Annotated in this window: 26 protein-coding genes; 20 read left to right on the plus strand and 6 right to left on the minus strand. The window is 68.4% G+C overall.

Translation table 11 applies throughout. The features are described from left to right. Positions 1-78 precede the first annotated feature (78 nt). Positions 79-3,978, plus strand: a complete 3,900-nt coding sequence (locus tag VR44_RS00210; protein WP_045945279.1) for a DNA-directed RNA polymerase subunit beta' — start codon at positions 79-81, stop codon at positions 3,976-3,978. A gap of 58 nt (positions 3,979-4,036) precedes the next feature. Here the strand turns inward: VR44_RS00210 and VR44_RS41865 are convergent, their stop codons facing one another. The 6 genes from VR44_RS41865 to VR44_RS00240 all read right to left on the minus strand — a co-directional run bounded on the left by VR44_RS41865 (position 4,037) and on the right by VR44_RS00240 (position 12,323). Next, a complete protein-coding gene (locus VR44_RS41865; RefSeq protein WP_052713397.1) occupies positions 4,037-4,621 on the minus strand; it encodes a M48 family metalloprotease in 585 nt (194 codons plus the stop codon). Between the two features lie 360 nt (positions 4,622-4,981). Next, positions 4,982-6,013: an SPFH domain-containing protein gene (locus VR44_RS00220; protein WP_052713398.1), complete on the minus strand. Its 1,032-nt coding sequence runs from the start codon at positions 6,011-6,013 to the stop codon at positions 4,982-4,984. A gap of 16 nt (positions 6,014-6,029) precedes the next feature. Beyond that, entirely contained in the window at positions 6,030-8,162 is a 2,133-nt protein-coding gene (locus VR44_RS00225) for a hypothetical protein (protein ID WP_045945280.1), read from the minus strand. Then, on the minus strand, positions 8,159-8,932 hold the full coding sequence (locus VR44_RS00230) for a hypothetical protein (protein ID WP_045945281.1): 774 nt from the start codon (positions 8,930-8,932) through the stop codon (positions 8,159-8,161). Before VR44_RS00230 ends, VR44_RS00225 begins: the two co-directional genes overlap by 4 nt. A 109-nt stretch (positions 8,933-9,041) precedes the next feature. Next, positions 9,042-9,749, minus strand: coding sequence for a Crp/Fnr family transcriptional regulator (locus tag VR44_RS00235; protein WP_045945282.1), 708 nt, complete (start codon positions 9,747-9,749; stop codon positions 9,042-9,044). 153 nt (positions 9,750-9,902) lie between these two features. Further along, positions 9,903-12,323 (minus strand): YfhO family protein, encoded by a 2,421-nt coding sequence (locus tag VR44_RS00240; protein ID WP_245691566.1) that lies wholly within the window; start codon positions 12,321-12,323, stop codon positions 9,903-9,905. 400 nt (positions 12,324-12,723) lie between these two features. Between VR44_RS00240 and rpsL the strand changes: the two genes are divergently transcribed. From rpsL to rplE, 19 genes are all read left to right on the plus strand, one after another. Next, on the plus strand, positions 12,724-13,095 hold the full coding sequence (gene rpsL, locus VR44_RS00245; protein ID WP_007265893.1) for a 30S ribosomal protein S12: 372 nt from the start codon (positions 12,724-12,726) through the stop codon (positions 13,093-13,095). A gap of 2 nt (positions 13,096-13,097) precedes the next feature. Continuing rightward, the gene (rpsG, locus tag VR44_RS00250; protein WP_007265894.1) at positions 13,098-13,568 is read left to right on the plus strand and encodes a 30S ribosomal protein S7; all 471 of its coding nucleotides are present in this window, start codon (positions 13,098-13,100) and stop codon (positions 13,566-13,568) included. Positions 13,569-13,607: 39 nt separating this feature from the next. Beyond that, positions 13,608-15,740 carry an elongation factor G gene (gene fusA, locus VR44_RS00255; RefSeq protein WP_045945283.1) on the plus strand — a complete coding sequence of 711 codons (2,133 nt, stop codon included), beginning with the start codon at positions 13,608-13,610 and terminating at the stop codon, positions 15,738-15,740. 152 nt (positions 15,741-15,892) lie between these two features. Then, positions 15,893-17,086, plus strand: coding sequence for an elongation factor Tu (gene tuf / locus VR44_RS00260; RefSeq protein ID WP_042812325.1), 1,194 nt, complete (start codon positions 15,893-15,895; stop codon positions 17,084-17,086). Between the two features lie 123 nt (positions 17,087-17,209). After that, positions 17,210-18,382 carry a hypothetical protein gene (locus VR44_RS00265; protein WP_045945284.1) on the plus strand — a complete coding sequence of 391 codons (1,173 nt, stop codon included), beginning with the start codon at positions 17,210-17,212 and terminating at the stop codon, positions 18,380-18,382. 455 nt (positions 18,383-18,837) lie between these two features. Continuing rightward, a complete protein-coding gene (gene rpsJ / locus VR44_RS00270) occupies positions 18,838-19,146 on the plus strand; it encodes a 30S ribosomal protein S10 (protein WP_003948644.1) in 309 nt (102 codons plus the stop codon). Positions 19,147-19,160: 14 nt separating this feature from the next. Further along, the gene (rplC, locus tag VR44_RS00275) at positions 19,161-19,805 is read left to right on the plus strand and encodes a 50S ribosomal protein L3 (RefSeq protein WP_045945285.1); all 645 of its coding nucleotides are present in this window, start codon (positions 19,161-19,163) and stop codon (positions 19,803-19,805) included. 4 nt (positions 19,806-19,809) lie between these two features. Beyond that, positions 19,810-20,460 (plus strand): 50S ribosomal protein L4, encoded by a 651-nt coding sequence (gene rplD, locus VR44_RS00280; RefSeq protein WP_042812330.1) that lies wholly within the window; start codon positions 19,810-19,812, stop codon positions 20,458-20,460. Then, positions 20,460-20,783, plus strand: a complete 324-nt coding sequence (gene rplW, locus VR44_RS00285) for a 50S ribosomal protein L23 (protein WP_045945286.1) — start codon at positions 20,460-20,462, stop codon at positions 20,781-20,783. Before rplD ends, rplW begins: the two co-directional genes overlap by 1 nt. Positions 20,784-20,822: 39 nt before the next feature. Next, positions 20,823-21,659 (plus strand): 50S ribosomal protein L2, encoded by an 837-nt coding sequence (rplB, locus tag VR44_RS00290; RefSeq protein WP_045945287.1) that lies wholly within the window; start codon positions 20,823-20,825, stop codon positions 21,657-21,659. 12 nt (positions 21,660-21,671) lie between these two features. After that, on the plus strand, positions 21,672-21,953 hold the full coding sequence (rpsS, locus tag VR44_RS00295) for a 30S ribosomal protein S19 (protein ID WP_007265903.1): 282 nt from the start codon (positions 21,672-21,674) through the stop codon (positions 21,951-21,953). A gap of 43 nt (positions 21,954-21,996) precedes the next feature. After that, entirely contained in the window at positions 21,997-22,344 is a 348-nt protein-coding gene (gene rplV, locus VR44_RS00300; protein WP_007265904.1) for a 50S ribosomal protein L22, read from the plus strand. Continuing rightward, positions 22,344-23,183: a 30S ribosomal protein S3 gene (gene rpsC, locus VR44_RS00305; RefSeq protein ID WP_007265905.1), complete on the plus strand. Its 840-nt coding sequence runs from the start codon at positions 22,344-22,346 to the stop codon at positions 23,181-23,183. Before rplV ends, rpsC begins: the two co-directional genes overlap by 1 nt. 5 nt (positions 23,184-23,188) lie before the next feature. After that, positions 23,189-23,608 carry a 50S ribosomal protein L16 gene (gene rplP / locus VR44_RS00310; RefSeq protein ID WP_007265906.1) on the plus strand — a complete coding sequence of 140 codons (420 nt, stop codon included), beginning with the start codon at positions 23,189-23,191 and terminating at the stop codon, positions 23,606-23,608. After that, positions 23,608-23,832 (plus strand): 50S ribosomal protein L29, encoded by a 225-nt coding sequence (gene rpmC / locus VR44_RS00315; protein WP_007265907.1) that lies wholly within the window; start codon positions 23,608-23,610, stop codon positions 23,830-23,832. Before rplP ends, rpmC begins: the two co-directional genes overlap by 1 nt. Then, positions 23,832-24,113, plus strand: coding sequence for a 30S ribosomal protein S17 (gene rpsQ / locus VR44_RS00320; protein WP_030008467.1), 282 nt, complete (start codon positions 23,832-23,834; stop codon positions 24,111-24,113). The genes rpmC and rpsQ overlap by 1 nt, the downstream gene beginning before the upstream one ends. A 100-nt stretch (positions 24,114-24,213) precedes the next feature. Next, the gene (gene rplN / locus VR44_RS00325) at positions 24,214-24,582 is read left to right on the plus strand and encodes a 50S ribosomal protein L14 (RefSeq protein WP_003956455.1); all 369 of its coding nucleotides are present in this window, start codon (positions 24,214-24,216) and stop codon (positions 24,580-24,582) included. Positions 24,583-24,584: 2 nt separating this feature from the next. Next, positions 24,585-24,896, plus strand: coding sequence for a 50S ribosomal protein L24 (gene rplX, locus VR44_RS00330; RefSeq protein ID WP_042812332.1), 312 nt, complete (start codon positions 24,585-24,587; stop codon positions 24,894-24,896). Next, positions 24,896-25,447 carry a 50S ribosomal protein L5 gene (gene rplE / locus VR44_RS00335; protein ID WP_042812334.1) on the plus strand — a complete coding sequence of 184 codons (552 nt, stop codon included), beginning with the start codon at positions 24,896-24,898 and terminating at the stop codon, positions 25,445-25,447. Before rplX ends, rplE begins: the two co-directional genes overlap by 1 nt. Positions 25,448-25,449: the final 2 nt, after the last annotated feature.

A 25,449-nucleotide genomic window follows, 5' to 3' on the forward strand; every position in this document is an offset into this window, starting at 1 on the left:
TCCGATCGATCCCCCGGCCGCCCCGGGACCGTTCAGACCATGATTGAGACTCGACCCCGAAAGAGGGATTGACGCACAGTGCTCGACGTCAACTTCTTCGACGAGCTGCGGATCGGCCTTGCCACCGCGGACGACATCCGAACCTGGTCGCACGGCGAGGTCAAGAAGCCGGAGACCATCAACTACCGCACCCTCAAGCCCGAGAAGGACGGACTCTTCTGCGAGAAGATCTTCGGTCCTACCCGGGACTGGGAGTGCTACTGCGGCAAGTACAAGCGTGTCCGCTTCAAGGGCATCATCTGTGAGCGCTGTGGCGTCGAGGTCACGCGCGCCAAGGTGCGCCGTGAGCGCATGGGCCACATCGAGCTCGCCGCTCCCGTCACCCACATCTGGTACTTCAAGGGCGTCCCGTCGCGCCTGGGCTACCTGCTGGACCTCGCGCCGAAGGACCTCGAGAAGGTCATCTACTTCGCCGCGTACATGATCACGTTCGTCGACGACGAGCGCCGTCAGCGCGACCTGCCGTCGCTGGAGGCCCACGTCTCCGTCGAGCGCCAGCAGATCGAGAACCGTCGCGACGCCGACCTCGAAGGCCGCGCCAAGAAGCTCGAGAGCGACCTGGCCGAGCTGGAGGCCGAGGGCGCCAAGGCCGACGTGCGCCGCAAGGTGCGCGAGGGTGCCGAGCGCGAGATGAAGCAGCTCCGTGATCGCGCCCAGCGCGAGATCGACCGCCTCGACGAGGTGTGGAACCGCTTCAAGAACCTCAAGGTCCAGGACCTGGAGGGCGACGAGCTCCTCTACCGCGAGCTGCGTGACCGCTTCGGCACGTACTTCGACGGCTCGATGGGTGCCGCGGCGCTGCAGAAGCGCCTGGAGTCCTTCGACCTGGAGGAGGAGGCCGAGCGCCTCCGCGAGATCATCCGTACCGGCAAGGGCCAGAAGAAGACCCGTGCGCTCAAGCGCCTCAAGGTCGTCTCCGCGTTCCTGCAGACCAGCAACAGCCCCAAGGGCATGGTGCTCGACTGCGTGCCGGTCATCCCGCCGGACCTGCGTCCGATGGTGCAGCTCGACGGTGGCCGCTTCGCGACCTCCGACCTGAACGACCTGTACCGCCGCGTCATCAACCGCAACAACCGCCTGAAGCGCCTTCTCGACCTCGGTGCCCCCGAGATCATCGTGAACAACGAGAAGCGCATGCTCCAGGAGGCCGTGGACGCGCTCTTCGACAACGGTCGTCGCGGCCGCCCGGTGACGGGCCCCGGCAACCGTCCGCTGAAGTCCCTCAGCGACATGCTGAAGGGCAAGCAGGGTCGATTCCGTCAGAACCTTCTCGGTAAGCGTGTGGACTACTCCGCGCGTTCCGTGATCGTCGTCGGTCCGCAGCTGAAGCTGCACCAGTGTGGTCTGCCCAAGGCCATGGCGCTGGAGCTCTTCAAGCCGTTCGTGATGAAGCGCCTGGTCGACCTGAACCACGCGCAGAACATCAAGTCGGCGAAGCGCATGGTCGAGCGCGGCCGCACGGTCGTGTACGACGTGCTCGAAGAGGTCATCGCCGAGCACCCGGTCCTGCTGAACCGTGCGCCCACGCTGCACCGTCTCGGCATCCAGGCCTTCGAGCCCCAGCTGGTCGAAGGCAAGGCCATCCAGATCCACCCGCTCGTCTGCACCGCGTTCAACGCGGACTTCGACGGTGACCAGATGGCCGTCCACCTGCCGCTCTCCGCGGAGGCGCAGGCCGAGGCCCGCATCCTGATGCTGTCCTCGAACAACATCCTCAAGCCGGCCGACGGCCGTCCGGTCACGATGCCGACGCAGGACATGGTCCTGGGTCTGTTCTTCCTGACCACCGACGGTGAGCTCCGTGACACCAAGGGCGAGGGCCGCGCGTTCGGCTCCACCGCCGAGGCGATCATGGCGTTCGACGCCGGTGAGCTCGCGCTGCAGTCGTCCGTCGACATCCGCTTCCCGGTGGGCACCATCCCGCCGCGCGGCTGGGTGCCGCCGGTCGCCGAAGAGGGCGAGCAGGAGTTCCAGCCGGGCGACAGCTTCCGTCTGAAGACCACCCTGGGCCGTGCGCTCTTCAACGAGCTGCTGCCCGAGGACTACCCGTTCGTCGACTACTCGGTGGGCAAGAAGCAGCTCTCCGAGATCGTCAACGACCTGGCGGAGCGCTACCCCAAGGTCATCGTGGCGGCGACGCTCGACAACCTGAAGGCGGCCGGCTTCCACTGGGCGACCCGTTCGGGCGTCACCGTGGCCATCTCCGACGTCGTCGTGCCCGAGGCCAAGAAGGCCATCGTCGCGGGCTACGAGGCGATGGACGAGAAGGTCCAGAAGCAGTACGAGCGCGGTCTGATCACCAAGGACGAGCGCACGCAGGAGCTCATCGCGATCTGGACCAAGGCGACCAACGAGGTCGCCGAGGCGATGAACGCGAACTTCCCCAAGACGAACCCCATCTTCATGATGGTTGACTCGGGTGCCCGAGGAAACATGATGCAGATGAGGCAGATCGCCGGTATGCGTGGTCTGGTGTCGAACGCGAAGAACGAGACCATCCCGCGTCCGATCAAGGCCTCGTTCCGTGAGGGCCTCTCCGTGCTGGAGTACTTCATCTCCACCCACGGTGCCCGTAAGGGTCTCGCGGACACCGCCCTGCGTACCGCCGACTCGGGTTACCTCACCCGTCGTCTGGTGGACGTCTCGCAGGACGTCATCATCCGCGAGGAGGACTGCGGCACCGAGCGCGGCCTCAAGCTCAAGATCGGTGTCAAGGACGAGGCGGGTGTCCTCCGCAAGGCGGACGACGTCGAGACCTCCGTGTACGCCCGCATGCTGGCCGAGGACGTCGTCATCGACGGCAAGGTCATCGCGCCGGCGAACGTGGACCTCGGTGACGTGCTCATCGACGCCCTCATCGCGAACGGCGTCGAGGAGGTCAAGACCCGCTCGGTCCTGACCTGTGAGTCCGCCGTCGGCACCTGTGCCTTCTGCTACGGCCGCTCGCTGGCCACCGGCAAGCTGGTCGACATCGGTGAGGCGGTCGGCATCATCGCCGCCCAGTCCATCGGTGAGCCCGGTACCCAGCTGACGATGCGTACCTTCCACACCGGTGGTGTGGCCGGTGACGACATCACGCAGGGTCTGCCGCGTGTCGTCGAGCTCTTCGAGGCCCGTACCCCGAAGGGTGTCGCCCCGATCTCCGAGGCCGCCGGCCGCGTGCGGATCGAGGAGACCGAGAAGACGAAGAAGATCGTCATCACGCCCGACGACGGCAGCGAGGAGACGGCGTTCCCGATCTCCAAGCGCGCCAAGGTCATCGTGCACGAGGGCGACCACGTCGAGGTGGGCCAGAAGCTCACCATGGGTGCCACCAACCCGCACGACGTGCTGCGCATCCTCGGCCAGCGTGCCGTCCAGGTCCACCTGGTCGGCGAAGTCCAGAAGGTCTACAACTCGCAGGGCGTGTCGATCCACGACAAGCACATCGAGATCATCATCCGGCAGATGCTCCGCCGCGTGACGATCATCGAGTCCGGCGACGCGGAGCTCCTCCCGGGCGAGCTCGTCGAGCGCTCCCGCTTCGAGACCGAGAACCGTCGTGTGGTCACCGAGGGCGGTCACCCCGCCTCCGGCCGTCCGCAGCTGATGGGTATCACCAAGGCCTCGCTGGCGACGGAGTCCTGGCTGTCGGCCGCCTCCTTCCAGGAGACGACCCGAGTCCTGACGGACGCGGCGATCAACGCCAAGTCCGACAGCCTCATCGGCCTCAAGGAGAACGTCATCATCGGTAAGCTCATCCCGGCCGGTACGGGCCTGTCCCGCTACCGCAACATCCGGGTCGAGCCGACCGAGGAAGCCAAGGCCGCGATGTACTCGGCCGTCGGCTACGACGACATCGACTACTCCCCCTTCGGCACCGGCTCCGGCCAGGCTGTCCCGCTGGAGGACTACGACTACGGCCCGTACAACGGCTGAGTCGCAGACGCGTAGCAACCGCAGGGCGGTCACCCGAGAGGGTGGCCGCCCTGCGGCGTTACCGGCCCCGGGGCTCCAGGTACCGCTGGAGGTGGTGGAGGCGGGTGCGGGGATGCGGGTGGGGGGACAACAGCAGCCTGAGGAGGCCGGGCCCGTCCTCGTACGGCTCCGCCGTGAGCACCCGGGCGAGCTGGGGGCCGAAGCCCAGGGCGGCGGCGTGCCGGTCCGCCCGCAGCTCGGTACGACGGCCGACGGCGGCGACCAGGAAGGGCAGGGCGACCAGGAGCAGCGGCAGGCCGAAGGTGAGGGCCAGGGCCTGATACGAGAGAAGGGCGACGAGTACGGCCGACCCCACGACGGCGTAGGCCGGTACACCCTTGACCGCGCGCCGCCCCGAACGGGCCATCGCGGCCAGAGCCCGGCGGGCGAGCCTGCCTGGCAGCGTGTACCACCAGCTCAGCAGCTGTGCCCAGGAGTGCCCCGCCGTGTGGTGCCCGAGCTCGTGGGCGAGGACCGCTGCCAGCTGCGACGTCGGCAGGCTCTCCAGCGCATGCCTGGTGACGATGACGAGGTGTCCGCCGGCGCCCGAAGCCGTCAGTTCCTCGCTCTCCTCGATCCAGAGCTGGTATCGGCTGCCGTCCACCCCAGCGCGGGCCGTCACCTCGCGCCATACGGGTGCCAGTACGGCGAGCTCGTGCGGCAGGGGGCGCCCGAGCCGCAGCAGGTACCGGGCCAGCAGGGCCTCGGAGGGCTGATGGAAGGCGAGCTCCGGCCGCCAGCCACAGCCCGAGGGCTATTCCGTACGGGATGCCGGTGGCGGATTCGAGACCACGACTCAGCAGCCCGATCAGGAGCAGGCTGAACAGAGCGCCGGGCAGCTGGAGGGCGAGGCGGCCGACGGCCGCGAGATCGGTGGCGCGGCTCCGTGCCCGGTAGTGGACCCGGGTGCCGGGAGCGTGTCGGTAGTCGAGGTCGTCGCCCCGTTCGGAGTTCTTGTCCACGGTCACCCCTTGCCCGGGTCGACGGGCGTCCGGCCGTAGCCGGGCGGCAGGTCCTTGGCGGGCGGCTGGTCCGGCACCGCCCCGCCCGTGTCGGCCGAGCCGCCCGGGAACCGCTGGGTGAGTACCTCGGTCAGCGCGCGGACGGCATGCCTGCGGGGCTCCGCCAGCTCGTGGGTCTCGGCCTCCGCCGACTCGAACAGCTTCGTGACCAGTTCCAGCTGCTTCTCGACGAGCTGCCGCTGGTCCTCCCGTAGGTTGTCCATGACCTCCTTGCCCGCCTGGGGATTCCGGCTGAGGTACCAGGCCGAGGCGCGGGCCCCACCCTGCTCCAGGTACTCCTGGTACAGGCCGACCTTCTCGGCCTGTGCCAGGAGGAGGGCCGCCTCGCGCTGCTCCACCGCGGCGTCCACGTCCTTGCCGAGGACGTTGTCGAGGATCTTCGCTTCGGCTTCCTGACCGATGGCCTGGAGCCGGATCTGGTGGGCGATCGCCTGCTGGTTGCGGCGCAGCCGCAGGGTCCAGGCCGTCGTGAGGCCTACCGCCGCCCCCAGCCGGGGCCAACCGGCTGCGGATTCCAGCAGCTGCGCCTCGGCGGCGGCGCTGTCGGTGACGGCATGGAGCCGCACGAGACCCCGCGCGTGCTGTTCGAGTTCGCCCCGCAGCAGGCGAGGAACATTGCGTTCTCCGCTGCGGACGAACGCGACCGGGTCCGCGACCTGCCAGCGGAACTCGACCTCGGCCTGGAACTCCAGGGCGTCGTTCGAGCTGGGCAGGGTCAGCACGCTGCTGTCGAGGTGGACCCCCAGGTCCACCTCGTACACGGCGGTGTAACGGGCGGTGGCTCTGGGGCGGCGGGGTGGCTTGAACTCCACGTACTCGCCGCCGTGGGTCGCGTAGACCAGACAGTGGTCGAAGCGGGTGTGGCGCTTTCGGCGCAGGTCCCACCGGGGGAGCTGGCGGACGCTGATGACCGGGTCGATCAGCTCGGTGTGCCGGTCGGCGGCCTGTAACCAGTCGAAGTGTGCCGGTGACATGTGGGGCTCCTTGGGGTCAGGCCCGGTGCAGGGCCGTGAGGAGGTCGTCGGCCGCGGCCGGGCGCGGGCCGCCGTCGTCGCCGCGCACCGTCCGCAGGAGGTGCTCGATGCGCTGTCGCGCGGTGGTGTCGTCCGCCAGCTTCGGCAGCAGGTCGGCGAGGGCCCAGGAGGTGGCGTCGTCCCGGTCGGACGCGAGGATCCAGCCGCGCAGGACGTCCAGCGCCTCGGTGGTGAACGCGGGGTCGCCGAGGGCGGACCTCCACAGCCTGGGGATCCCGTGGGCGGCCGGTGTGCCGTCGAGGCGGGCCTGCCGGTACGTGAGCAGGACGAGCGGCAGGTCGGGTGTCTCCTCCGCCATGTGCCCGCAGGCTCGGAGGAACCCGGCCACGGAGATCTGGAACACCGAGCGATGGTCGTCCAGGGTGCGCAGGACCTCGGAGAGGACATCCTCGGACTCCTCGGAGAGCAACAGCAGCTCGACCGACTCGGCGATTTCGTTCTCCAGGGGGCCGGGCTTGTCGGGGTCGTACTGCTTGCGCGCCTGTACCCGGAGCGCGGCGAGCGCCTCGCGGGGGCGTTCGGCCCCCAGCAGGCCCTGGACCCGGATGCCCACCCAGGACCGTTTCGTGTCGTCGGAGGCGGTCCAGCTGTCGGTGATCCGCAGGATGTTCGGGGCCCCCACCCGGTGCGCCAGGGCCAGCGCGCTGACTGCGCCGACCCGCTGCTGGGGGTTGCGGGACAGCGCCCACGGTTCGATGACCAGGGCCATCGCGGACGGCAGGTCCGTGAAGGCGAGCGCCCCGACGGTGGCCGCGGCCCGGGTACGGACGAAGGGCCGTCCGTCGACGATGAGCTTCCCGAGCCAGGCGACCAGGGCGGGACGGGCCGAGGGGTGGCCCGTCCACACCTCGCGCAGCAGGACGAAGGCGGTGCGGCTGTCCAGGAACTCGGCCTTGAGCTGCTCCACGGGACCCCACTCGGTCATCTCCTGCGCCGGGTACGGCCGTGCGCGGGCCGTCCTCAGCCGGTTGCCGATGTGGGTGCCGAAGACGGGGACGGCCTTGGGCCGGCCGGAGTCGGCGGTCGCCTGGAGCTCCTGGAACAGCAGGTCGCTCAGTTCGGCGGTCAGGGCGTAAGGGCCGGCGTCGAACGCGGCGAGGGCGATGAGGAAGGCCTTCTCCCGCGGGTGGAGCGTGTCCTCGTCGGCCTCGAACCACTCGCGCACCTGCTCGTCCAGCAGCTCCGCGGTCTTTTCCCCGAGGGCGTCCTCCTGGATCTCCCCCTGAACGAAGCGCCTGAGCTGGTGGACGTACGCGACCACCTCGCGCGGCTGGTGGGCGCGGGTGAGGAACGTGCGGGTCTCGGACAGTTCCAGCAGCCGGTGTGCGGTGGGTTCGCCGACGGCCCGCTCCAGGTGGGAACGCAGGAGCACCTCGGTCTTCGGTGCGGTCCAGGACCAGGTGCGGACGTCTTCCTCGGTCCAGGGCCGCAGACCCGTGGTGATCACGAGGTGCCCGTCGTGCTTCAGGAGGTGGTCGTGGAGCGACAGCAGATGTGTCTCGCGGAGCGGTTCCTCGCGGGAGGTCACCAGGTCGCACAGCACGTGGCCGGGGGCCCCACCCTTCTGGATCTGCTCCAGGAGCGTGCCCGGGGTCGTCTCACGGTCGATCGCGTGCACCGGGGTCGCACCCGCCCGCCGCAGCAGCATCAGCGCGGCGGTACGTCGTCCGGTGAAGGGAACGCCGGTCAGTACCAGGACCCGCTCCTTGCGCAGGCGCTCCACGAGCTCCTCGAACGGGGTGTCCTCGGTGACGAACGTGAGGGCCAGCCGGTCCAGCTCGTCAGCCGGAACCTCTCCGGAGGTCCGGGTGGGGCCGGAGGAGCCGTAGTAGTGGTACTCGGTCTTGGTGACGTTGCCGTTGATCTCGCCGGCGACGACCCCGCTGTTGCGGCCGGTGAACCGGGCGGAGGCCGGGGCGTGCCGGGTGATGTCGCGCAGTGTGTCCCAGGCGCGTTGCGGCGGGGCTTCCTCCCGTTGGGTGCCCTTCTCCTCGGAGCTCTGGTCCGGGCCGTCCTGATCAGCGGGTTCGGCCGGCTTGCCCGGTTCGGCCTTGGAGTCGGTGTGATCTGCCGGGCCGGGCGTGGTCATCGGCCGTCACCCGGGTTCCCGTGGAAGGTGACTCCGCCGTTGATCACCCCGCCCTGGATCATCGGACCGTTGATCTGGCCCGCGACCACCCCGCTGTTCGTGCCGTGGAACTCCACCGCGCCACCGCCCTCGGCGGCTGCCCGTTCCTGCTGCCGCGCGGGCGTGGGCTCCTGCGCAGGCGGGGCGGTGGCGGCGGCCGCGGGCACGGGGCCGTGGAGCCAGGCCTTCAGGGGGCCGTTCTTGCTCTGCACCGTGATGGGGTGGAAGGCGTCCGCCGGAATGCCCTGGTGGTCGTGGCGCACGATCCCCGCGTGCACGGATTCGGATACGCACAGGGCGATGTCCGAGTTGCCCTCGCGCAGCGCGGCGCGCAGGGTGTCGGCGTCCAGGAGGCGGCAGGCCTGGTTGAGGTCTGTGCCGACCCAGCCGTCGATGGCATCGACGGTGACGAAGCCGGTGGCCACCACCGCGCGCAGCCTGATCTGGGCCGCGCTCGACGCCATCCGGTTGACCTCCCTCAGCTGGGCCGGGGCCTCGGTGAGCAGGACCCGCAGCAGCAGGGGCAGCGAGGCGTTGGCGTCGATCATCACCAGCACCCCGTCTCCCCGGTCGGCGCGCAGGTGGAGGGTCTGGTCGATGCCGGCCGACTGCAGGACGCGTTCGACGACGTCGTAGAGCATGCGGCGCAGGTACGTCTGCTCCACGTCGTCGCGGTCGCTGAACTTCTCGATGTCGAGCAGGAGCAGGGTGCGGTTGAGCGGGTGGGTCATGGCTGCCTCTCATGGGTCGTGTGCCGGTGCCGCACCAGAGTGGGGGCACGGCCCGGCACGGTGTGAGGGCAGATGACGCACTGCGACTGTGACCGTGTGCACTGAACGCTCAGGCGTCGAGGCGGCCGATCCGCCGCAGGATGTCCGGCTGGGCGATCACCACCGTGCGGCGTCCCGTGGAGACGACGCCGCGGTCACGGAGGTCCTTGAGCGCGCGCTGGACCATCTCGCGCGAGGCCCCGACCGCACCGGCCAGCTCCTGCTTGGTCAGCGGCACGGCGATCTCCACCCCGCCCGTGCTGCGACGGCCGTGGGTACGGGCGAGGTCGAGCAGCAGCGTCGCGAGGCGTTCGCGCACGCTCATCGAGGCGTGGGCCAGCTGCCGCCGGTCCGACGCGCGCATGCGTTCGGCCGTCAGCCCGAGGAGCGTGAAGGCGGCCGACGGGCAGCCGGACAGGAACTCGCGGAACGCGCGGTGGTCGATGGCCACCGCCCTGACGCGTTCCAGGGCGGTGACGGTGGCCGACCGTGGGCTGCCCGTGACGGCGGCCGATTCGCCGACGATGTCACCGGGCCCGCGCAGCGCCAGGAGGGCTTGGTAGCCCGTGGGCGCCGAGGCGGTCACCTTGGTCCAGCCGGTGAGGATGAGCAGGACGTGCGTCGACGGCTCGTTCTGCTGGATCAACGGGGAGCGCGGGGCGAACTGCATCTCGCGGCCCAGCTTGCGTAACGCCGTGCCGTCCTCGTTCTCCAGGCGGGCCAGGAACGGGACGCGGTCGTCCAGTCCTCCGTCGCCCGGGAGAAATGCCGGATCCATGTGGCCCCCCGATCAATCGCGGGCGCTCAATCTACTGACCGAGGGGGCCTCCGGGCTGCGGAAACGGCGGGATTGGCACCCGGACGACGGGTCCCGCAGGCGGTCAGGCGCGCTCGCGTCGGCGGCGGACGTAGCCCGCTGTCGTGACCGAGGTCAGGGTGAGGAGGGCCAGGGTGGCTGCCGCGAGGCCGGGGGGGAGGCCCTTGGGGGTGTAGGTGCAGGAGAGGTGGTGGGTGTCCGGGGGGAGGGGGATGGCCAGGAGGCCGTGGAAGTTCGTCGTGGGGGCCGAGCACTGCCAGCCGGGGATGTTCGTCGTGGCGAGGACGGCCGTGCCGGTGGCGGTCGGCGGGACTCGATGGTGTGGCCGCCGATGTGGACCGCGGTGGCGCCCGTGATGGTGAGGTCGCGGACTCGGGTGTCCAGGGCCGTGCGGTTCAGGCAGCCGATCGGGTTCGGGCCGGCCGTGGCGTTCTCGGTGCGGGTTTCGACCGTGGTGGTGACCGTGCCGGACGCGGGGACCGGGCCCAGGGGGAGGACGCCGCTCATGCGGTCCTCCAGGGGGAGGGAGCGGCCGCCGTCGGTGCGGAGGGTGCCGTAGAGCTCGGGGGAGTACCAGTAGGCCTCCGAGCCCGGGGTGCAGGTGGCCGTGTACGTCTGGGAGGTCTGCGAGCCGGTGCGGGTGGTCGCGGGGACCTCGTAGACCGTGGCGCCCAGGGCCGTCTCCTGGCGGGCGTAGACGCTCGCCGCAGGGTTGGGGGAGGTGTACGGGGCGGTGGGGCGGACCGTGACCAGGGGAGGGGCCGGCTGCTTCGTCGACGTCCAGGTGCCGGGCGTCGTGCCGGGGCGGACGCGGGCGCCGATGGAGAAGATCGCGTCGAGGACCGGGTTGTCGGCGCCGAAGAAGGTGCGTCCGTCGTTCTTGTAGCCGTAGCCCAGGGGCTCCAGGGCCTGGTACGTGGCCTCGGGGAGGTAGCTGCTGTAGTACTGCGGGCCCTCCGCCCGGAGGGCCAGGGCGTCGTTGTACGAGGTCTGCGGCGCGCCCGAGTCCGTTCGGTAGGCGGGCCAGCCGTCCGCCTTCCGGACCGCTTCGTAGTGGTTCGTGATCGAGCTGTTGGAGGTCGGGGCGGGCGCCGCCCAGCGTTCGCGGGAGCGGCGGGCGTCCGCGTTCGCCGCCGCGACCGTGGATTCGGCGAAGACCACGCCGATCATGAGCAGTGCGGCGAGGGGGAGGAGGGCCCGGTGCTTTCCGGAGAGGGAGAGCAGCGTCAGGGCCAGGAGGGAGAGGGCGCCGCCGGCCAGGACCGCGGGCCAGGTCCAGCCGCCGAAGTCGTTCGTGTGGCGGAGGACGAAGGTGGCGACGACCAGCAGGGCGGCCGCCAGGGCCAGGTGGAGGGGGCGGGGGCGGTTGGCCAGGGCCAGCCAGGCCAGGACCACGACCATCCCGCTGAAGACGAAGGCCTCGCGGTACGGGTTGCCGTTCGGGACCGCCAGGCCGTGCCACACGTACTGGGTGGGGGGGAACTGGAAGGAGACGAGGACGAGGAGCGTGGCCGCCGCCCAGACCAGGCGGGTGCGGCGCGCGATGCGGGTGTTGAGGAGGAAGCTTCCTGCCAGGATCAGGCCCAGCGAGGCCACGTACAGGCGCGGCCGGCCGCCCCACAGGTGGGTGGCCGGGAGCATGCCGGCCAGGAAGACGTCGATGCGCACCGGGTCGAAGGCCGCGGCCTTCGTCGGCTGCGAGGCGCCGCTGGAGAGGAACGACGGGAGGAGGAGGGGGAGGGTGAGGAGGATGCCCGTCGCGGCCGCGGTGGCCGCGCGGAAGAGGGCGCGCAGACGCTGCGCGCCCGTCATGTCGAGCGTGAGCAGGCGGACGGCCAGCAGTACGCAGGCGGCCATCGTGGCCATCATCGCCGTGTAGAAGTTCCCGTACCAGGCGAGTCCGACCAGCAGGGCGGCGCCCGGCCAGCGGCGGCCCTCCAGGCACCATTCGACGGCGATGCCGAGGAGGGGGAGGGCCACCAGGCCCCACAGCCACATGGGGATGTAGGAGGCGTCGCTCAGTGCCCAGCCGCACAGGCCGTAGCAGGCGCCGAGGACGCCGCGCTGCCACCACGGACCGGCCTGGAGCCGGCCGAGGTAGACCGTCATCAGGGCGGCGGCCGCGCCCATCGTGACCGGGGTGATCAGGAAGACGGCCAGGTCGACGTGGGCGCGCGGGACGAGCACGGCCAGCCAGGAGAACGGGTTGCCGAGGTAGGTGTAGTAGTCGGACAGGAACTGCTGTCCGAAGCCGCCGCGCCAGCTGAACAGGACGTCGCCGGCCGCCTGCCCGTGCACCAGGTCCCACAGGGCGCGGTGGAAGGGCACGTACTGGTTGGCCTGGTCGTTGATGGCCCGGCCCGTGTTGCCGAAGGGGAAGCTGCCGCGGGCCGCCCAGGCCGCGCAGAAGGCGCCCGAGGTGATGACGAAGGCCAGCAGGGGCCCGTACAGGCGGGAGAGGGCGGCGCGCCGCCGGGGCGCGGAGCCGGGGGGCGGGGATGCGGCCGTCTTCGGCTCCGAGGTGACCGTCCCCAATGTCCTGCTCCTGGCGCTCGTACGTTTTGAACTGACTCGCTGGGATTCGCTGGCAGTGTAGTTCGCCCGCACTACCACGCCGGTGTGACCTCCGCGCGGCCGCCCCGGCTCCGAGGGGCCACGCCCAAGGGGCGCCTGAGCTGCGCGGCCGTGCGGGGGGTGGCGTAGAGGCTTATGTTTTGACCGGAGTGGATGCGGTGGGTACGCTCAGACCTTGTGCCTGGGGTGTGCCTGGGCTCCCGCGCGTGTCCATCAACCGCACGGCGAGCCGCATCGGCCACCGAGATTCATGCGCCTCCACGCTTGCGCGGAGCTCCGCCGGATCCGACACACCCGACCGCGTGGGTCGGAAAAGTTCCAGGTTAGCTTCACTACACGGCACACAGAAACCGGAGAAGTAGTGCCTACGATCCAGCAGCTGGTCCGGAAGGGCCGGCAGGACAAGGTCGAGAAGACGAAGACCCCCGCGCTCGAGGCCTCGCCTCAGCGTCGTGGTGTCTGCACGCGTGTGTTCACGACCACCCCGAAGAAGCCGAACTCGGCGCTCCGTAAGGTCGCGCGTGTGCGTCTGACCTCCGGCATCGAGGTCACCGCTTACATTCCGGGTGAGGGTCACAACCTGCAGGAGCACTCGATCGTGCTCGTGCGTGGTGGCCGTGTGAAGGACCTGCCGGGTGTTCGTTACAAGATCATCCGCGGTGCGCTTGACACCCAGGCTGTCAAGAACCGCAAGCAGGCCCGCAGCCGCTACGGCGCCAAGAAGGAGAAGTAAGAATGCCTCGTAAGGGCCCCGCCCCGAAGCGCCCGGTCATCATCGACCCGGTCTACGCCTCTCCTCTGGTGACCTCGCTCATCAACAAGATCCTCCTGAACGGCAAGCGCTCCACCGCCGAGCGCATCGTTTACGGCGCCATGGAAGGCCTCCGCGAGAAGACCGGCAACGACCCGGTCATCACGCTGAAGCGCGCGCTGGAGAACGTCAAGCCGTCCCTCGAGGTCAAGTCCCGCCGTGTCGGTGGCGCGACCTACCAGGTTCCCGTCGAGGTCAAGCCGGGTCGTCAGTCGACCCTGGCCCTCCGCTGGCTCGTGGGTTACTCCCGCGCCCGCCGCGAGAAGACCATGACCGAGCGCCTGATGAACGAGCTTCTCGACGCCTCGAACGGCCTCGGTGCGGCCGTCAAGAAGCGCGAGGACACGCACAAGATGGCCGAGTCCAACAAGGCCTTCGCGCACTACCGCTGGTAGTCGCAACCCACATCGAGACCGAGAGAAGACTGAAGCCTTATGGCTACCACTTCGCTTGACCTGGCCAAGGTGCGCAACATCGGCATCATGGCCCACATCGACGCGGGCAAGACGACCACCACCGAGCGCATCCTGTTCTACACCGGTGTGTCGTACAAGATCGGTGAGGTCCACGACGGCGCCGCGACGATGGACTGGATGGAGCAGGAGCAGGAGCGTGGTATCACCATCACGTCTGCCGCTACCACCTGCCACTGGCCGCTCGAAGATGTTGACCACACCATCAACATCATCGACACCCCGGGTCACGTCGACTTCACCGTCGAGGTGGAGCGTTCGCTCCGCGTCCTCGACGGTGCCGTCACCGTGTTCGACGGTGTGGCCGGCGTCGAGCCCCAGTCCGAGACCGTTTGGCGTCAGGCGGACCGCTACGGCGTGCCGCGCATCTGCTTCGTCAACAAGCTCGACCGTACGGGCGCCGAGTTCATGCGCTGCGTCGACATGATCAAGGACCGCCTCGGCGCGGTTCCGATCGTCATGCAGCTGCCGATCGGCTCCGAGGCGGACTTCAAGGGCGTCGTCGACCTCGTCCGCATGAAGGCCCTCGTGTGGTCCGCCGAGGCCACCAAGGGCGAGATGTACGACGTCGTCGACATCCCGGCCTCGCACACCGAGCTGGCCGAGGAGTGGCGCGCCACCCTCGTCGAGCAGGTCGCCGAGAACGACGAAGAGATGATGGAGCTCTTCCTCGAGGGCACCGAGCCCACCGAGGAGCAGCTGCACGCGGCCGTCCGCCGCATCATCCTCGGCTCCGGCAAGGGCAAGGGCGAGCCCACGATCACCGCGGTCTTCTGCGGTACGGCGTTCAAGAACAAGGGTGTCCAGCCCCTGCTCGACGCCGTCGTGCGCTACCTCCCGTCGCCGCTCGACATCGAGGCCATCGAGGGCCACGACGTCAAGGACGCCGAGGTCGTCGTGAAGCGCAAGCCGTCGGACGAGGAGCCCCTCGCCGCGCTCGCGTTCAAGATCATGAGCGACCCGCACCTCGGCAAGCTCACCTTCGTCCGGGTTTACTCGGGCCGCCTGGAGGCCGGCACCGCGGTGCTGAACTCCGTCAAGGGCAAGAAGGAGCGCATCGGCAAGATCTACCGCATGCACGCGAACAAGCGTGAGGAGATCGACGCGGTGGGCGCCGGCGACATCGTCGCCGTCATGGGCCTGAAGCAGACCACCACCGGTGAGACGCTGTGCGACGAGAAGGCGCCCGTGATCCTGGAGTCCATGGACTTCCCGGCTCCGGTCATCCAGGTCGCCATCGAGCCCGCCTCGAAGGGCGACCAGGAGAAGCTGGGTGTCGCCATCCAGCGCCTCGCGGAAGAGGACCCGTCGTTCCACGTCCACTCGGACGAGGAGACCGGCCAGACCATCCTCGGCGGTATGGGCGAGCTGCACCTCGAGGTGCTGGTCGACCGTATGAAGCGCGAGTTCAAGGTCGTCGCCAACGTCGGCAAGCCGCAGGTCGCGTACCGCGAGACGATCCGCAAGGCCGTCGAGCGTCACGACTACACCCACAAGAAGCAGACCGGTGGTACCGGTCAGTTCGCCAAGGTGCAGATCGCGATCGAGCCGATCACGGACGCCGATGGTCCGGCGTACGAGTTCGTGAACAAGGTCACCGGTGGCCGCGTGCCGAAGGAGTACATCCCTTCGGTCGACGCCGGTGCGCAGGAGGCCATGCAGTTCGGCATCCTGGCCGGCTACGAGATGACGGGCGTCCGCGTCACGCTTCTCGACGGTGGCTACCACGAGGTCGACTCCTCCGAGCTCGCCTTCAAGATCGCCGGTTCGCAGGCCTTCAAGGAGGCCGCGCGCAAGGCTTCTCCCGTGCTCCTCGAGCCGATGATGGCCGTCGAGGTCACCACGCCGGAGGAGTCCATGGGTGACGTCATCGGTGACATCAACTCCCGCCGTGGCCAGATCCAGGCCATGGAGGACCGTCACGGAGCCAAGATCGTCAAGGGCCTCGTGCCGCTTTCGGAGATGTTCGGCTACGTCGGAGACCTCCGCAGCAAGACCTCGGGTCGCGCCAGCTACTCGATGCAGTTCGACTCCTACGCCGAGGTTCCCCGGAACGTCGCTGAGGAGATCATCGCGAAGGCCAAGGGCGAGTAACTCTTCCGAGTACACGCTTTAGGCTTGCCACCGGAGCCTCTGGGGCAACAGGAGCAACCCTCCCGTTGCCCCGGGGGAACCGGCTATCCAGCAAAGATCACCTGGCGCCGACGATCATCAAGGCGTACAGAACCACTCTCAGGAGGACCCCCGTGGCGAAGGCGAAGTTCGAGCGGACTAAGCCGCACGTCAACATCGGCACCATCGGTCACATTGACCACGGTAAGACGACCCTCACGGCCGCCATTACCAAGGTGCTGCACGACAAGTACCCGGACCTGAACGCGGCGTCGGCGTTCGACCAGATCGACAAGGCTCCTGAGGAGCGCCAGCGCGGTATCACCATCTCCATCGCGCACGTCGAGTACCAGACCGAGGCGCGTCACTACGCCCACGTCGACTGCCCGGGTCACGCGGACTACATCAAGAACATGATCACCGGTGCCGCGCAGATGGACGGCGCCATCCTCGTGGTCGCCGCCACCGACGGCCCGATGCCGCAGACCAAGGAGCACGTGCTCCTGGCCCGCCAGGTCGGCGTTCCGTACATCGTCGTCGCCCTGAACAAGGCCGACATGGTGGACGACGAGGAGATCCTGGAGCTCGTCGAGCTCGAGGTCCGTGAGCTGCTCTCCGAGTACGACTTCCCGGGCGACGACCTGCCGGTCGTCCAGGTCTCCGCGCTGAAGGCGCTCGAGGGCGACAAGGAGTGGGGTGACAAGCTCCTCGGCCTGATGGACGCCGTGGACGAGGCCATCCCGACCCCGCCGCGTGACACCGACAAGCCGTTCCTGATGCCCGTCGAGGACGTCTTCACGATCACCGGTCGTGGCACCGTCGTCACCGGCCGCATCGAGCGTGGTGTCCTGAAGGTCAACGAGACCGTTGACATCATCGGCATCAAGCAGGAGAAGACCACCACCACGGTCACCGGCATCGAGATGTTCCGCAAGCTGCTCGACGAGGGCCAGGCCGGTGAGAACGTCGGTCTGCTCCTCCGTGGCATCAAGCGCGAGGACGTCGAGCGCGGCCAGGTCATCATCAAGCCCGGTTCGGTCACGCCGCACACCGAGTTCGAGGCCGCCGCGTACATCCTGTCGAAGGACGAGGGTGGCCGTCACACCCCGTTCTTCAACAACTACCGCCCGCAGTTCTACTTCCGTACCACGGACGTGACCGGCGTCGTGACCCTCCCCGAGGGCACCGAGATGGTCATGCCGGGCGACAACACCGACATGTCCGTCCAGCTGATCCAGCCGGTCGCCATGGAGGAGGGCCTGAAGTTCGCCATCCGTGAGGGTGGTCGTACGGTCGGCGCCGGCCAGGTCACCAAGATCACGAAGTAATTCGTGTTCTGACCTGGTAGCTCGCACCAGCGGGCACCATGTTTGACGCGAGGGCCCCTTGCCCACCGCTCCGGCGGTGGGGGAGGGGCCCTTGTCATGTGAGGACGTACAGGGGTGGGGAGCATGGACCGGCAGATATCCGACGAGGAGTGGGCGCGCTTCAGCGAGGAGGTCGCGCGGGAGAGCGCCGACGCGCCGAAGGAGCCGTCGGCGCGGGCCCGGATGGTCACCGAGCGGCTGCGGCGCGAGGAGGAGGAACGGGCCCGGGCCGGACGCCGCCGGTTCGGCCGGGCGCCGAAGCCGGGGGCCGGGGACCCGCCCGGCTGGCGTACGGGGCCGGCCTGGCAGGAGATGGAGGGCCGGGGCCGCGTGAAGCGCCGCCTCAAGGCCGCGGCGGCGATCGCCGTCATCGTGGGGCTCGCGCTGGTCGCCCTGCGGCCCGAGCTGGTCATCGACAAGCTGACGGGGAAGACCGACGCCCGCCAGGAGGCCCGGGACGCCGGTCCGCTGCCCGCGGAGTCCGTCCGGCCGACGGCCGCCCCGGAGGCTGGCCACCCGGACCGGCCGACCCTCAAGGAGCCCTTCCGGGGCTCGCCGGCCGCGCAGTGGGCCGACGGCGCCGCCGCGATCGAGGTGCCGGAGGCCACCGAGGTCGGCGGGGTGCCGAAGGAACGGGTGGGGGAGGCGCTGGCCCAGGCGAAGCGGTTCCTGGTGGCGGCCAACCTGGACCCGGCCGTCCTGAGGGGCGAGCGACCCACGGCCGCGCTGGACCTGCTGGACCCCAAGGACACCAAGCGGCGCGAGGAGACGGCGCGGGCGTACGAGCACCCGAGCCGGGAGAACGACCCGCTGGAGCTGTTCACCCGCTACGACCCCGCCGAACTGAAGCTCGTGGGTGAGGTGGTCAAGGTGCGGGGCCGGATGTGGGTGGAGGCGGGGGAGAAGCCCGGCCAGGCCGACGTGAAGGTGGACTACACCTTCGTCTACCCGTTCGTGAGGACCGCCGGGAACCCGGAGGACGTCGCCCGGACCATCGTCCGCCGCGAGGCCACCTTCCAGGTGTTCCACGGGAGCGCATGGGGCGAGCCGGTGAACCGGCTGTGGCTGTACAGGGCCGCGCAGGACATCGCCAACAGCACCTGCGGCCGGTTCGACGGCTACGTGCACCCGAGCTTCTTCTCCGACCCGCGCGACAGCGGACCGGCACCTTCCGGCAGCCCGGTGGACCCGTACGACCGCTCCAAGAGCATCGGGACGGACAGGGCCGAGGAGTGCGGGACCGCATCCCGGTCCTGACCTGGGATCCCCGCCGCGTGCCGCGGTTTGACGTGATCGCTCGGCGGGGTATTCTCTTCGGCCCGATTGGCCAGGTACGTGTCTCGTATGGCAGACTACTCAAGTTGCTCGGCTGTGTGCCGATGCTGCGCGCCTCCCGCCGGGAGGACCGGAAGCGAGTCCCACAGTACTCGTCGTCCTTAATCTGCCTCTCGGGGCAGCAATGAGGGCGGACGTACGGGAATCTTCTGGGAAGTGTCAGCACGGTGCCAACCAGGCACTCGGTGGGTGTTTCTCCCCCGATGCGCGGTCCAGGACCGCACCCCCTTGGATGAGGGAATTTCCGTATGGGAATTTTCTCGGAGGGAGTGCGACACGCCCGACCGCGTGGGTCGGAGGAGAGGCCGCGGAACCCCGTTCCGCAGCCGGCCGGGGGCCAGAGCGTTTCCATACAGAGACAGGACTACGGAGTAGCCATGGCGGGACAGAAGATCCGCATCCGGCTCAAGGCCTACGACCACGAGGTCATCGACTCCTCGGCGAAGAAGATCGTCGAGACGGTGACCCGCACTGGTGCGTCGGTCGCGGGCCCGGTGCCGCTGCCCACTGAGAAGAACGTGTACTGCGTCATCAAGTCGCCGCACAAGTACAAGGACTCGCGCGAGCACTTCGAGATGCGCACGCACAAGCGCCTGATCGACATCCTCGACCCGACGCCCAAGACCGTTGACTCGCTGATGCGCCTGGACCTTCCGGCCGGCGTTGACATCGAGATCAAGCTCTGAGAGGCGTCGAGAAGATGGCTAAGCAGATCAAGGGCGTCCTGGGCGAGAAGCTCGGCATGACCCAGGTCTGGGACGAGAACAACCGTGTCGTCCCGGTGACCGTCGTCAAGGCCGGGCCCTGTGTCGTTACCCAGGTCCGTACCAACGACATCGACGGCTACGAGTCGGTCCAGATCGCCTTCGGCGAGATCGACCCGCGCAAGGTGAACAAGCCCCTCAAGGGCCACTTCGCCAAGGCCGACGTGACCCCGCGCCGCCACCTGGTGGAGCTGCGCACCTCCGACGCCAGCGAGTACACGCTCGGCCAGGAGATCACCGCCGCTGTGTTCGAGTCCGGCGTCAAGGTTGACGTCACGGGCAACAGCAAGGGCAAGGGCTTCGCCGGTGTCATGAAGCGCCACAACTTCCGGGGCCTCGGCGCCGGTCACGGTGTGCAGCGCAAGCACCGCTCCCCCGGTTCGATCGGTGGCTGCGCCACCCCTGGGCGTGTCTTCAAGGGCATGCGCATGGCCGGTCGCATGGGTAACGAGCGCGTCACCACCCAGAACCTGACCATCCACGCGGTTGACGCGGAGAAGGGTCTGCTCCTCATCAAGGGCGCGGTCCCCGGTCCGAACGGCGGCCTCGTCCTGGTCCGTACCGCGGCCAAGGGAGCTTGAGGTTATGAGCACCATTGACATCCTTTCGCCGGCTGGCGACAAGGCCGGTACCGTCGAGCTCCCCGCGGAGATCTTCGACGCGAAGACCAGCGTTCCGCTGATCCACCAGGTCGTCGTCGCGCAGCTGGCCGCTGCCCGTCAGGGCACGCACAAGACCAAGACCCGTGGCGAAGTCCGTGGTGGTGGCAAGAAGCCTTACCGCCAGAAGGGCACCGGCCGCGCCCGTCAGGGTTCGACCCGCGCTCCGCAGTTCGCCGGCGGTGGCGTCGTCCACGGCCCCGTGCCGCGTGACTACTCGCAGCGCACCCCGAAGAAGATGAAGGCCGCCGCCCTCCGCGGTGCCCTCTCGGACCGCGCGCGCCACTCCCGCATCCACGTCGTCACCGGCGTGGTCGAGGGTGCCGCCTCCACCAAGGCCGCCAAGACGCTGTTCGGCAAGATCTCGGAGCGCAAGAACCTGCTCCTGGTCGCCGAGCGCTCTGACGAGCTGGCGTGGCTGTCCGCCCGCAACCTGCCCCAGGTTCACATCCTGGAGCCGGGCCAGCTGAACACGTACGACGTGATCGTCTCTGACGACGTGGTCTTCACCCAGGCCGCGCTCGAGTCCTTCGTGTCTGGCCCCAAGGCCGATGAGACCGAAGGGAACGAGGCCTGATGTCTGAGGCGACCGTTACCAGCAAGACCTTCTCCGACCCGCGCGACCTGCTGATCAAGCCGGTCGTCTCGGAGAAGAGCTACGCGCTGCTGGACGAGAACAAGTACACGTTCATCGTCGCGCCCGGCGCCAACAAGACCCAGATCAAGCAGGCCGTCGAGGCGGTCTTCTCGGTCAAGGTCACCGGGGTCAACACGATCAACCGTCAGGGTAAGCGCAAGCGCACCAAGACCGGTTTCGGCAAGCGCGCCAACACCAAGCGCGCCATCGTGACCCTTGCCGAGGGCAACCGTATCGACATCTTCGGCGGCCAGGCCTCCTAACGGAGGTCTAGTCGTCCGGAATCGGACGAGGACTGAGAAATGGGTATCCGCAAGTACAAGCCGACGACCCCGGGCCGTCGTGGCTCCAGCGTCGCCGACTTTGTCGAGATCACGCGGTCCACGCCGGAGAAGTCGCTGGTCCGCCCCCTGCACAGCAAGGGCGGCCGTAACAACACCGGTCGTGTGACCGTTCGCCACCAGGGCGGTGGCCACAAGCGCGCCTACCGCGTGATCGACTTCCGTCGTCACGACAAGGACGGCGTGCCGGCCAAGGTCGCGCACATCGAGTACGACCCCAACCGCACCGCGCGCATCGCGCTGCTGCACTACGCCGACGGCGAGAAGCGCTACATCATCGCGCCGCGCGGTCTGCAGCAGGGTGACCGGATTGAGAACGGCCCCACGGCCGACATCAAGCCGGGCAACAACCTCGCGCTCCGCAACATCCCGGTCGGTACCACGATCCACGCGATCGAGCTCCGCCCCGGTGGCGGCGCCAAGTTCGCGCGTTCGGCTGGTGCCTCCGTGCAGCTGCTCGCGAAGGAGGGCGTGATGGCCCACCTCCGCATGCCGTCCGGTGAGATCCGTCTCGTCGACGCGCGCTGCCGCGCCACGGTCGGCGAGGTCGGCAACGCCGAGCAGTCGAACATCAACTGGGGCAAGGCCGGCCGCATGCGCTGGAAGGGCGTCCGCCCGACCGTCCGCGGTGTCGCGATGAACCCGGTTGACCACCCGCACGGTGGTGGTGAGGGCAAGACCTCCGGTGGTCGCCACCCGGTCTCCCCGTGGGGTCAGAAGGAGGGTCGTACTCGTTCGCCGAAGAAGGCTTCGAACAAGTACATCGTCCGCCGCCGCAAGACGAACAAGAAGCGCTAGGAGCGGGTTTAGATGCCGCGCAGTCTCAAGAAGGGGCCCTTCGTCGACGACCACCTCGTAAAGAAGGTGGACGCCCAGAACGAAGCCGGCACCAAGAACGTCATCAAGACCTGGTCCCGTCGCTCGATGATCATCCCCAGCATGCTGGGTCACACGATCGCGGTGCACAACGGCAAGACCCACGTCCCGGTGTTCGTCACCGAGTCGATGGTCGGCCACAAGCTCGGCGAGTTCTCGCCGACTCGCACCTTCCGCGGCCACGTCAAGGACGACCGGAAGTCGAAGCGCCGCTAATCGCGGGGTGGTTACGACTATGACTAACACCGAAGGGACAACCATGGAAGCCAGGGCCCAGGCGCGGTACATCCGCGTCACGCCCATGAAGGCCCGCCGCGTGGTGGACCTCATCCGTGGCATGGACGCCACGGAGGCTCAGGCGGTCCTGCGTTTCGCCCCGCAGGCCGCGAGCGTGCCGGTCGGCAAGGTGCTGGACAGCGCCATCGCCAACGCCGCGCACAACTACAACCACCCGGACGCCTCCACGCTGGTCATCAGCGAGGCGTACGTGGACGAGGGCCCGACCCTGAAGCGGTTCCGTCCGCGTGCCCAGGGCCGTGCCTACCGGATCCGCAAGCGGACCAGCCACATCACCGTGGTCGTCAGCAGCAAGGAAGGTTCCCGGTAATGGGCCAGAAGGTAAACCCGCACGGGTTCCGACTCGGCATCACCACGGACTTCAAGTCCCGCTGGTACGCCGACAAGCTGTACAAGGACTACGTCAAGGAAGACGTCGCCATCCGTCGGATGATGACGTCCGGCATGGAGCGCGCCGGCATCTCGAAGGTTGAGATCGAGCGCACCCGTGACCGCGTGCGTGTGGACATCCACACCGCTCGTCCCGGCATCGTCATCGGCCGCCGCGGCGCCGAGGCCGACCGCATCCGCGGTGACCTCGAGAAGCTCACGGGCAAGCAGGTCCAGCTGAACATCCTCGAGGTCAAGAACCCCGAGCTCGACGCTCAGCTGGTTGCTCAGGCCGTCGCCGAGCAGCTCTCCTCCCGCGTCTCCTTCCGTCGTGCCATGCGCAAGAGCATGCAGGGCACCATGAAGGCCGGCGCCAAGGGCATCAAGATCCAGTGTGGCGGCCGTCTCGGCGGCGCCGAGATGTCCCGCTCCGAGTTCTACCGCGAGGGTCGTGTGCCGCTGCACACGCTGCGCGCGAACGTGGACTACGGCTTCTTCGAGGCCAAGACCACCTTCGGCCGGATCGGCGTGAAGGTCTGGATCTACAAGGGCGACGTCAAGAACATCGCCGAGGTTCGCGCCGAGAACGCTGCGGCCCGTGCGGGTAACCGCCCGGCCCGTGGTGCCGGCGCTGGCGACCGTCCCGCCGGCCGTGGTGGCCGTGGTGGCGAGCGCGGCGGCCGTGGTGGCCGCAAGCCGCAGCAGGCTGCTGGTGCCGAGGCCCCCAAGGCCGACGCCCCCGCCGCCGCTCCGGCTGAGAGCACCGGAACGGAGGCCTGACCGACATGCTGATCCCTCGTAGGGTCAAGCACCGCAAGCAGCACCACCCGAAGCGCAGCGGTATGGCCAAGGGCGGTACTGAGGTCTCGTTCGGCGAGTACGGCATCCAGGCGCTCACCCCCGCCTACGTGACGAACCGCCAGATCGAGGCGGCTCGTATCGCGATGACCCGCCACATCAAGCGTGGCGGCAAGGTCTGGATCAACATCTACCCGGACCGTCCGCTGACGAAGAAGCCCGCCGAGACCCGCATGGGTTCCGGTAAGGGTTCCCCCGAGTGGTGGATCGCGAACGTGCACCCGGGTCGGGTCATGTTCGAGCTGTCCTACCCGAACGAAAAGATTGCGCGTGAGGCTCTCACTCGTGCGGCCCACAAGCTGCCGATGAAGTGCCGCATCGTCAAGCGCGAGGCAGGTGAGTCGTGATGGCGACGGGAACCAAGGCGTCCGAGCTCCGCGAGCTCGGCAACGAGGAGCTCGTTGCCAAGCTTCGCGAGGCCAAGGAAGAGCTGTTCAAGCTCCGTTTCCAGGCGGCCACCGGTCAGCTGGAGAACAACGGCCGGCTCAAGTCCGTCCGTAAGGACATCGCTCGCATCTACACCCTGATGCACGAGCGTGAGCTCGGTATCGAGACGGTGGAGAACGCCTGATGAGCGAGAACAACGTGACTGAGAAGACCGAGCGCGGCTTCCGCAAGACCCGTGAGGGTCTGGTCGTCAGCGACAAGATGGACAAGACCGTCGTCGTCGCCGTCGAGGACCGCGTCAAGCACGCGCTGTACGGCAAGGTCATCCGCCGTACGAACAAGCTCAAGGCTCACGACGAGCAGAACGCTGCCGGCGTCGGCGACCGCGTCCTCATCATGGAGACGCGTCCGCTGTCGGCGAGCAAGCGCTGGCGCATCGTCGAGATCCTCGAGAAGGCCAAGTAATTAGTCCGAGGGGCCTTCCCTCGGATTCGTTCCGCCAGGCTCGGCCGGGGCCCTCACGCAGGGCCCCGGCCGGGAACCGGCAGACAAACAGGAGATAGACGTGATCCAGCAGGAGTCGCGGCTTCGCGTCGCCGACAACACTGGTGCCAAGGAGATCCTTTGCATCCGTGTTCTCGGTGGCTCGGGCCGCCGCTACGCGGGCATCGGTGACGTCATCGTCGCCACCGTCAAGGACGCGATCCCCGGTGGCAACGTGAAGAAGGGTGACGTCGTCAAGGCGGTCATCGTTCGCACCGTCAAGGAGCGCCGCCGCCAGGACGGCTCGTACATCCGCTTTGACGAGAACGCCGCCGTCATTCTGAAGAACGACGGCGACCCTCGCGGCACCCGCATCTTCGGCCCCGTCGGCCGTGAGCTGCGCGAGAAGAAGTTCATGAAGATCATCTCGCTCGCGCCGGAGGTGCTGTAAGCATGAAGATCAAGAAGGGCGACCTGGTCCAGGTCATCACCGGTAAGGACAAGGGCAAGCAGGGCAAGGTCATCGCGGCCTTCCCGACCGAGTCCCGCGTCCTCGTCGAGGGTGTCAACCGGGTCAAGAAGCACACCAAGGCTGGGCAGAACCAGGCCGGCGGCATCGTGATCACCGAGGCCCCCGTCCACGTTTCCAACGTCCAGCTGGTCGTGGAGAAGGACGGCAAGAAGGTCGTCACCCGCGTCGGTTACCGCTTCGACGACGAGGGCAACAAGATCCGCGTTGCCAAGCGCACGGGTGAGGACATCTGATGGCTACCACTCCGCGTCTGAAGACGAAGTACCGCGAGGAGATCGCGGGCAAGATGCGTGAAGAGTTCTCCTACGAGAACGTCATGCAGATTCCCGGCCTCGTCAAGATCGTCGTGAACATGGGTGTCGGCGACGCCGCCCGTGACTCGAAGCTGATCGACGGCGCCATCCGCGACCTCACCACGATCACCGGTCAGAAGCCGGCCGTCACCAAGGCCCGCAAGTCCATCGCGCAGTTCAAGCTGCGCGAGGGTCAGCCGATCGGTGCGCACGTCACCCTCCGTGGCGACCGCATGTGGGAGTTCCTGGACCGCACCCTGTCGCTCGCGCTGCCGCGCATCCGCGACTTCCGCGGCCTGTCCCCGAAGCAGTTCGACGGCCGTGGCAACTACACCTTCGGTCTCACGGAGCAGGTCATGTTCCACGAGATCGACCAGGACAAGATCGACCGCGTCCGGGGTATGGACATCACCGTGGTGACCACGGCGACCAACGACGCTGAGGGCCGCGCGCTCCTCCGTCACCTCGGCTTCCCGTTCAAGGAGGCGTAAGC

Origin of the sequence: Streptomyces katrae (assembly GCF_000966975.1) — a bacterium.
Taxonomy (GTDB): domain Bacteria; phylum Actinomycetota; class Actinomycetes; order Streptomycetales; family Streptomycetaceae; genus Streptomyces; species Streptomyces katrae.

What these genes read in the sequence shown, in the direction of transcription:
- rplE (WP_042812334.1), top strand. Translation starts at nt 24,896, where the DNA reads ATGGCTACCACTCCGCGTCTGAAGACGAAGTACCGCGAGGAGATCGCG.
- VR44_RS00235 (WP_045945282.1), bottom strand. Translation starts at nt 9,749, where the DNA reads ATGGATCCGGCATTTCTCCCGGGCGACGGAGGACTGGACGACCGCGTC.
- rpsJ (WP_003948644.1), top strand. Translation starts at nt 18,838, where the DNA reads ATGGCGGGACAGAAGATCCGCATCCGGCTCAAGGCCTACGACCACGAG.
- rplP (WP_007265906.1), top strand. Translation starts at nt 23,189, where the DNA reads ATGCTGATCCCTCGTAGGGTCAAGCACCGCAAGCAGCACCACCCGAAG.
- VR44_RS00225 (WP_045945280.1), bottom strand. Translation starts at nt 8,162, where the DNA reads ATGACCACGCCCGGCCCGGCAGATCACACCGACTCCAAGGCCGAACCG.
- rplV (WP_007265904.1), top strand. Translation starts at nt 21,997, where the DNA reads ATGGAAGCCAGGGCCCAGGCGCGGTACATCCGCGTCACGCCCATGAAG.
- rpsG (WP_007265894.1), top strand. Translation starts at nt 13,098, where the DNA reads ATGCCTCGTAAGGGCCCCGCCCCGAAGCGCCCGGTCATCATCGACCCG.
- rpsS (WP_007265903.1), top strand. Translation starts at nt 21,672, where the DNA reads ATGCCGCGCAGTCTCAAGAAGGGGCCCTTCGTCGACGACCACCTCGTA.
- rpsC (WP_007265905.1), top strand. Translation starts at nt 22,344, where the DNA reads ATGGGCCAGAAGGTAAACCCGCACGGGTTCCGACTCGGCATCACCACG.
- rpsQ (WP_030008467.1), top strand. Translation starts at nt 23,832, where the DNA reads ATGAGCGAGAACAACGTGACTGAGAAGACCGAGCGCGGCTTCCGCAAG.
- rpmC (WP_007265907.1), top strand. Translation starts at nt 23,608, where the DNA reads ATGGCGACGGGAACCAAGGCGTCCGAGCTCCGCGAGCTCGGCAACGAG.
- VR44_RS00220 (WP_052713398.1), bottom strand. Translation starts at nt 6,013, where the DNA reads ATGTCACCGGCACACTTCGACTGGTTACAGGCCGCCGACCGGCACACC.
- rplC (WP_045945285.1), top strand. Translation starts at nt 19,161, where the DNA reads ATGGCTAAGCAGATCAAGGGCGTCCTGGGCGAGAAGCTCGGCATGACC.
- fusA (WP_045945283.1), top strand. Translation starts at nt 13,608, where the DNA reads ATGGCTACCACTTCGCTTGACCTGGCCAAGGTGCGCAACATCGGCATC.
- rplD (WP_042812330.1), top strand. Translation starts at nt 19,810, where the DNA reads ATGAGCACCATTGACATCCTTTCGCCGGCTGGCGACAAGGCCGGTACC.
- rplW (WP_045945286.1), top strand. Translation starts at nt 20,460, where the DNA reads ATGTCTGAGGCGACCGTTACCAGCAAGACCTTCTCCGACCCGCGCGAC.
- VR44_RS00265 (WP_045945284.1), top strand. Translation starts at nt 17,210, where the DNA reads ATGGACCGGCAGATATCCGACGAGGAGTGGGCGCGCTTCAGCGAGGAG.
- rplX (WP_042812332.1), top strand. Translation starts at nt 24,585, where the DNA reads ATGAAGATCAAGAAGGGCGACCTGGTCCAGGTCATCACCGGTAAGGAC.
- rplB (WP_045945287.1), top strand. Translation starts at nt 20,823, where the DNA reads ATGGGTATCCGCAAGTACAAGCCGACGACCCCGGGCCGTCGTGGCTCC.
- VR44_RS00230 (WP_045945281.1), bottom strand. Translation starts at nt 8,932, where the DNA reads ATGACCCACCCGCTCAACCGCACCCTGCTCCTGCTCGACATCGAGAAG.